Source organism: Armatimonas sp. (assembly GCF_031410135.1).
Taxonomy (GTDB): domain Bacteria; phylum Armatimonadota; class Armatimonadia; order Armatimonadales; family Armatimonadaceae; genus Armatimonas.
In genome coordinates this window covers 1-2,121 of the sequence record NZ_JANNYP010000195.1, presented here as the reverse complement: position 1 = coordinate 2,121, position 2,121 = coordinate 1, and the positions used below count along the sequence as shown (strand labels likewise).

The following is a 2,121-nucleotide window of genomic DNA, read 5'->3' as shown; positions in this document are numbered from 1 at the left end:
CTTTAAGCATCTCTACCGCTACAAGCAAGACGGCACTCTTGTGGCACAGGTAACCAAGGGTGCGTACGACATGAAACGTGTCACTCGCCTCGATGAAGAAAAGGGCCTGGTTTACTTTGATGGCAATGGTGTAGATGTCTCTGGGAGCCACCTCTATCGGGCACGACTGGATGGAAAGACACCTCCCGTTTGCCTGACCCAAGGAATGGGGACGCACTCCGTGAGCTTCTCCCCTTCCGAAGAGTTCTTCTTCGACACGTACTCGACTGCGGAAAATCCCGGGATGATCCGTCTTTGTGAGGGAAAAACCGGCGCGGTTCTCAAGACGGTGGTCAAGTACAATCCGCCCAGGGCAGGAGAGCAGTACAAGCTCGGCACCGGCAAGTTCGTGACGATAAAAGCACGCGATGGCTATGTTCTGGAAGGTACTCTCTTGCTTCCGCCGGGCTACGATCCCAAGAAGCGCTACCCGGTTTATATGCCCGTCTACGCAGGCCCCAGCGCCCCGACGGCGCGTAATAGCTATAGCGCTGTTAATGGTAGCGTTCGGGATCAGTTTCTGGCACAGAGCGGGATCATTGTCTTCAAGTGTGACAACCGTACGGCAAATCCACGGGGCACGGCGGCGCAAAAATGCAGCTACAAGCAGCTCGGCGTGCGTGAGCTCCAGGACATCGAGGACGCGCTGAAGTCTCTCATTGACCAGGGCTACGCCGATAAAGATCGCCTGGCCATAGAGGGCTGGAGCTACGGTGGTTTCATGACGGCCTACGCGCTAACCCACTCCAAGATGTTTAAGTGCGGGATTGCGGGCGCTCCCCCAACTGACTGGCAGTTCTACGACACGATCTACACCGAGCGCTACATGAGCACCCCCCAGCTTAATCCTGAGGGCTACAAGGCAGCGTCGTGTTTGGAAGGAGCAGAAAATTTGCATGGCAAGCTCCTCTTGGTACACGGCATGATGGACGACAACGTGCACCTTCAGAACTCCGTGCAGCTTGTTTATCGGCTCCAAAAAGCGGGGAAAGACTTCGAGATGATGTTCTACCCCTCGCCCACCAGCCGACATGGCATTGGAAACCCTCAGCAAAGCCAACACTCGCGGAGGCTGATGCTGGGTTTTCTGCTCAAAAATCTCTGATGCTTTCCGACTACCCTCTCGTCACGCACTCGGTTGAGTGTGCCGGTCGTGTCTGGGAGCTTCTCTGCGTGACGGATCAGGATGCCCTTATCCGTCCGTTACAGACCGACGAAGACCTGGCGAACTTTCCCTTTGGCATCCTCCTCTGGGCGTCCGCGCACGCGCTGGCGCTACGCCTCGCTGACGATCCCGCTCTTGTCCAAGGCAAGCGAATTTTAGAGATCGGAGCGGGCGTGGGCTATGTCGGGCTCGTGGCGGCACACTTAGGCGCGGCGCAGGTTGTCCAGACTGACTACCACGACGACTGCCTGGCACTCTGTCGTGAGAATGCCACGCGCAACCAGATCGCCAACCTCACGGTGCAAAAAGGCGACTGGCGCAGCTGGCCCAAAATGCTCACCGACTTCGATCTCGTTATCGGTGCTGATGTTCTCTACGAGCGCCTGCTCCACCCCACCCTCACCGACTTGCTCCCTACCCTGGGCAAAGAAATCCTCCTCGCTGACCCCCTCCGCCCTGCTGCCCTAGAGTTCTTTGAGCAGCGCGAAGCCGCAGGATGGCAGATCCAAACGGAGGCAAGACGCCTCCACTGGGCCAAAGAGTGGCGCGATATCATGCTCTTGTGGATCAAACCCTCTGTTCATCCTTAACACAACCTTGACTGAAACTGCGAACCGGGATATAATTGCCACCGGCACGGTGTGCGTCACACCGAAAATTATGCAATTTACGATCGGGAGGGGGTGAATTATTCATGGCACAAATCAATCTGAAACCAGGTGAGCCGCTTGAGGCGGCCCTCAAGCGTTTTAAGAAAGTCCTCCAGCAGGATGGCGTCCTCAAAACCGCCCGTACCCACGAGTTCTACGAGAAGCCCAGCGACAAGCGCCGTAAGGCGGAAGCCGCTCGCAAACGCAAGATTCGTCAAGCAAACGAAGAGAAATAGCCCTCTCCCGATCCCCTGCGCGCACCGTGCC

At 56.9% G+C, this 2,121-nt stretch carries 3 protein-coding genes; all 3 read left to right on the top strand.

Annotated features, from left to right (window positions below; translation table 11 throughout):
- A partial coding sequence (locus tag RMO15_RS07040; RefSeq protein WP_309709760.1) for a prolyl oligopeptidase family serine peptidase occupies positions 1–1,144 on the top strand: 1,144 nt, incomplete at its 5' end.
- A complete protein-coding gene (locus RMO15_RS07035; protein ID WP_309709757.1) occupies positions 1,144–1,794 on the top strand; it encodes a methyltransferase domain-containing protein in 651 nt (216 codons plus the stop codon). The genes RMO15_RS07040 and RMO15_RS07035, both read left to right, overlap by 1 nt.
- Positions 1,795–1,898: 104 nt before the next feature.
- Complete coding sequence (gene rpsU / locus RMO15_RS07030; RefSeq protein WP_309709754.1) at positions 1,899–2,090, top strand: 30S ribosomal protein S21; 192 nt, start codon at positions 1,899–1,901, stop codon at positions 2,088–2,090.
- The last annotated feature ends 31 nt before the right edge of the window (positions 2,091–2,121 follow it).